5 protein-coding genes are annotated in these 5,040 nt (G+C 59.7%); 3 read left to right on the plus strand and 2 right to left on the minus strand.

Annotated features, from left to right (window positions below; all coding sequences use genetic code 11):
* Positions 1–376 (minus strand): NAD(P)H-hydrate epimerase (locus EN906_RS22475; protein ID WP_272483100.1); only part of this gene is annotated, 376 nt, incomplete at its 3' end.
* Positions 377–734: 358 nt separating this feature from the next.
* On the opposite strand from EN906_RS22475, the gene EN906_RS22480 reads away from it, so the two are divergent.
* Together EN906_RS22480 and glnA are read left to right on the plus strand one after the other, a co-directional pair.
* On the plus strand, positions 735–1,073 hold the full coding sequence (locus tag EN906_RS22480) for a P-II family nitrogen regulator (RefSeq protein WP_006205430.1): 339 nt from the start codon (positions 735–737) through the stop codon (positions 1,071–1,073).
* 65 nt (positions 1,074–1,138) lie between these two features.
* Entirely contained in the window at positions 1,139–2,548 is a 1,410-nt protein-coding gene (gene glnA / locus EN906_RS22485) for a type I glutamate--ammonia ligase (RefSeq protein ID WP_127269124.1), read from the plus strand.
* A gap of 742 nt (positions 2,549–3,290) precedes the next feature.
* On the opposite strand, the gene EN906_RS22495 is transcribed toward glnA, so the two are convergent.
* The gene (locus EN906_RS22495) at positions 3,291–4,331 is read right to left on the minus strand and encodes a glutamine synthetase beta-grasp domain-containing protein (RefSeq protein ID WP_127260164.1); all 1,041 of its coding nucleotides are present in this window, start codon (positions 4,329–4,331) and stop codon (positions 3,291–3,293) included.
* Positions 4,332–4,647: 316 nt separating this feature from the next.
* On the opposite strand from EN906_RS22495, the gene EN906_RS22500 reads away from it, so the two are divergent.
* A complete protein-coding gene (locus EN906_RS22500; protein ID WP_127269123.1) occupies positions 4,648–4,845 on the plus strand; it encodes a DUF2735 domain-containing protein in 198 nt (65 codons plus the stop codon).
* Positions 4,846–5,040 lie beyond the last annotated feature (195 nt).

Consider the following 5,040-nt stretch of genomic DNA (forward strand, 5'->3'; position numbering starts at 1 on the left):
GCCCTGCCCCATAGAGCGCGTCGATCACGATCGAGCCGAACTCGGCGTCGAAATCAGACAGCGGCCGGGACTTGACCAGGGATTCCGCGGCGGCGAGCGCCGCATCGCTTTCCGGCCTCGGCGCTCCGGATGACCAGATCGTTGTGCCGACGCCGCTGCCGGCCAGGAGGCGTGCGACGACATAGCCATCGCCGCCATTGTTGCCGGGACCGCACAGCACATGGACATGCGGCGCTGCGGGATAACGCTTGAGAATCTCGGCCGCGACCGCTTCGCCCGCGCGCCGCATCAGGCTGATTCCATCGGCCGGACCGGCCGCGATCGTCAGCCGATCAGCCTCGCTCATTTCGGCCGGGGAAAGAAGTTCGTTGCTCATGGATTGCCGATCCGCATGCTATCAAGCATTGTCCAATTTCGATCCTAAGCAAACAAGGGGGAGTTGCCGAGATCTGCAGCCATAACGTCGGCACGAAGGCATTGCGGGCAGAAAATTGCCTGCGGGATAGGCGATATGCCTGATTTTTGTGCGGACGCAGGTGCTGGCGCTGTGTAGGCTCTGGCAGCCCATGCCGCTTCCGGTGCAGCGAATGACGCGAATTTGCATCCCGGTGCGGCGCGGCTTTGAAATCTTATGAGACCGCTTCGAATCCGCTGAATTGGCACAGTTCGTGCTTGATGGAGGCGCAAGCGGGGGGTCACAACCCGTTTTTTTGGCAGTGGAGGCCACTTTTTACATGAAAAAGATCGAAGCGATCATCAAGCCATTCAAGCTGGACGAAGTGAAGGAAGCGCTTCAGGAGGCCGGACTGCAAGGCATAACCGTCACCGAGGCAAAGGGCTTCGGTCGTCAGAAGGGCCATACCGAACTCTACCGCGGCGCCGAATATGTCGTCGATTTCCTGCCCAAGGTGAAGATCGAGGTCGTGCTTGGCGACGACGCGGTCGAAGGCGCCATCGAGGCCATCCGCAAGGCGGCCCAGACGGGCCGCATCGGTGACGGCAAGATCTTCGTCTCCAACATCGAGGAAGTCGTGCGGATCCGCACCGGCGAAACGGGCATGGACGCGGTCTGAACCGACCGCCCCATCCTCCTGAAAACGTCATCATCAAAAAAAGTCATCACACAGGGATACACGACATGACGACAGCCAAAGACATCATGAAGCAGATCAAGGACAACGACGTGAAATTCGTCGACCTGCGCTTCACAGACCCGAAGGGCAAGCTGCAACACGTGACGATGGATGTCATCGAGGTCGAGGAAGACATGTTCGCCGATGGCGTGATGTTCGACGGCTCGTCGATTGCCGGCTGGAAGGCCATCAACGAGTCCGACATGGTGCTGATGCCCGACCCGGAAACGGTTCACATGGATCCGTTCTTCGCCCAGTCAACCATGGTCATCCTGTGCGACATCCTCGATCCGGTTTCGGGTGAATCCTACAACCGCGATCCGCGCGGCACGGCCAAGAAGGCCGAGGCTTACATGAAGGCCGAAGGCATCGGCGACACCATCTTTGTCGGCCCGGAAGCCGAATTTTTCGTCTTCGACGACGTGAAGTACAAGGCCGATCCCTACAACACCGGTTTCAAGCTCGACTCCACGGAACTGCCGTCGAACGACGACACCGACTACGAGACCGGCAATCTCGGCCACCGTCCGCGCGTCAAGGGAGGCTACTTCCCGGTGCCGCCGATCGACAGCGCGCAGGACATGCGCTCGGAAATGCTGACCGTGCTCGCCGAGATGGGCGTGCGCGTCGAAAAGCATCACCATGAGGTGGCGGCGGCGCAGCACGAACTCGGCATCAAGTTCGACGCACTGGTACGCAACGCCGACAAGATGCTGATCTACAAATATGTCGTGCACCAGGTCGCCAATGCCTACGGCAAGACGGCGACCTTCATGCCGAAGCCGATCTTCGGCGACAACGGCTCGGGCATGCACGTCCACATGTCGATCTGGAAGAACGGCAAGCCGACCTTCGCCGGCAATGAATATGCCGGTCTGTCGGAAAGCTGCCTGTTCTTCATCGGCGGCGTCATCAAGCATGCCAAGGCGATCAACGCATTCACCAACCCGCTGACCAATTCCTACAAGCGCCTGGTGCCGGGTTACGAAGCGCCGGTTCTGCTCGCCTATTCGGCGCGCAACCGCTCGGCGTCCTGCCGTATCCCGTTCGGCTCGTCGCCGAAGGCCAAGCGCGTCGAGGTCCGCTTCCCCGATCCGGGCGCGAACCCCTACCTCGCCTTCTCCGCGCTGCTGATGGCCGGCCTCGACGGTATCAAGAACAAGATCCATCCCGGCCAGCCGATGGACAAGGATCTCTACGACCTGCCGCCGAAGGAACTGAAGAAGATCCCGACCGTCTGCGGCTCGCTGCGCGAAGCCCTGCAAAGCCTCGACAAGGACCGCGGCTTCCTGAAAGCCGGCGGCGTCTTCGACGACGACCAGATCGACAGCTACATCGAGCTGAAGATGGCCGAAGTGATGCGCTTCGAAATGACCCCGCATCCGGTCGAATACGATATGTATTACTCTGTCTGAGGCTTCAAGCTCAGACTAAGATACGCCATAATAACCAAGCCCTTGAAAGACTTCCCTCTTTCAAGGGCTTTTTGCTGCGCTCCAATAGGAATTGCCAGCTGACCGGCATGTCTCGCCTGCGCGGCAGCCACGCATGGACAGCCATATTGGTCTTTCGTCTTCGACGATCATACGATGCCTGGATTCTGGACCCACGGTCCATCGGAGCGGCCGGCCTGAGCGCGTCGGTCCGGTGACTTCAATCACTACTCGGCGATGTCCGGTGAAGATCAAGGCGGCCGGTCGGTCGCCAACGTTGGAGCCAGGAGCGAGCGGAGCACTGTCTCAGGCTACAGTGACCGCTCGTCCGGCGCCCACGCCAATGCCGCCGTTCAGAAAACCCCGCCCGTCCGAACAGCATTGCGTGACGTAACCCCAAGGCCTGCGAATACGCATGCCGTAGCGTGATCTGTCAACGCTGCAAGCCGGGCCGCGAATGACCGATTCTGCTGTATGAACAGATGCTTATGGAAGGTCCATTGCCCCAGATAAGGGCTGGAAAAGGCGCTTTTCCGGGCTTTATAGGGAGTGATCGCCGGAGGCTCACATGGCTGCGGCCAGAACTTCCGGGCGATTTGCGACCGCGTGAATTCCCTGACTTTTTCTGGGTATGTTTTACCAGGAATGCCGTCAGCCGGGTAACGGCCAAAAAAGAACCCCGGCGCGAAACGCCGGGGTCATCTTGTCATGCAGTCCGAAACGCTTACGCGGCGGCCGAAACCTGAGCGCTTGCCGGAACCGAGGCGATCGTCTTCAGGATCTGCGAGGCGATCTGGTAGGGGTCGCCCTGCGAGTTCGGACGGCGGTCTTCCAGATAACCCTTGTAGTCGCTCTTGATGAAGGAATGCGGCACGCGGATCGAGGCGCCACGGTCGGCAATGCCATAGCTGAACCGGTTCCACGGCGCGGTCTCGTGCTTGCCGGTCAAACGCTTGTCGTTGTCCGGGCCATAGACGGCGATGTGATCCATCAGGTTCTTGTCGAAGGCCGCCATCAGCGCTTCGAAATAGGCCTTGCCGCCGACTTCGCGCATATAGGCGGTCGAGAAGTTGGCGTGCATGCCAGAGCCATTCCAGTCGGTGTCGCCGAGCGGCTTGCAGTGGTATTCGATGTCGATGCCGTACTTCTCGGTCAGGCGCTGCATGAGGTAGCGGGCCATCCACATCTGGTCGGCGGCTTTCTTGGAGCCCTTGCCGAAAATCTGGAATTCCCACTGGCCCTTGGCAACTTCGGCGTTGATGCCCTCGTGGTTGATGCCGGCGGCGAGGCAGAGGTCGAGATGCTCCTCGACGATCTGGCGCGCGACGGAGCCGACATTGGAATAGCCGACGCCGGTGTAGTACGGACCCTGGGGTGCGGGATAGCCGCTCTCGGGGAAGCCGAGCGGCCGGCCGTCCTTGTAGAAGAAATATTCCTGCTCGAAGCCGAACCAGGCGCCCTCGTCATCGAGGATGGTGGCGCGCTTGTTGGAGGCATGCGGCGTGACGCCATCGGGCATCATGACTTCGCACATGACCAGCACGCCGTTGGTACGGGCGGGATCCGGATAGACCGCAACCGGCTTCAGCACGCAATCGGAGCTGTGCCCTTCGGCCTGCTGGGTCGAGGAACCATCGAAGCCCCACAGCGGCAACTGCTCGAGATCAGGGAATTCGGCGAATTCCTTGATCTGCGTCTTGCCGCGAAGGTTGGGGACCGGGGTATATCCATCGAGCCAGATATACTCGAGCTTGTATTTCGTCATTCTAGCCTCTCGTTGCTTGATCACCGAACACTGAACGGCGTCGACATGCGTCTGCCGTCAGCAGCCGGCCTGCCGCATTCTTAAAATGCAATTCGTGTGCCATTCTTGGTGTGAAGGGTGCGGCAAAATTGACCCGGTATCCACTCGAAGTCGGTGATCCGCCTAAGCGATGCGTTCCGATCAATCACAGTCGTTCTTTGCACAAATAGTGTGCAATTGCTGATCTTTTCATAGGCATATTGCCTAACTTGATTGCAGACCTTATCTTCGGATCAAGTTGAATCGAAAAGGTTCGGCAGAAGAAAGGAACCCGGCAATGGAAATCATTTCCACACGACCGTCGGCCACAATTTTGATGTTCCCGGTGGCAGCGCGCGCCGCTGCCTCAAATTTGAGCGGCAAGGCTAAGTTTGCGGCAGAGCTTGCCTCGCTGCGTGGTGCCCGCGCAGACTTCGGCGACGGCTGGTACCATGAGGCAGCCATCGAGGATGAGACCCGGGGCCGCAAGAGCTGACACAAAGGGCAGCAGCCCTCGCCAACGAATTGGCCTGAAAAGAGAAAGCCCGGCGCGATTGCTCGCGCCGGGCTTTCTTTTGAACACCGGGCCTGCCTACTCCTTGGCGTGCAGGTCGGTGCCGAGCGTATCCTTGACGAAGATCATGCCGATGACCAGCGTTATCGCCGCGATCACCACCGGATACCAAAGGCC

The organism is Mesorhizobium sp. M7A.F.Ca.CA.004.06.1.1 (assembly GCF_003999135.1).
Taxonomy (GTDB): Bacteria; Pseudomonadota; Alphaproteobacteria; order Rhizobiales; family Rhizobiaceae; genus Mesorhizobium.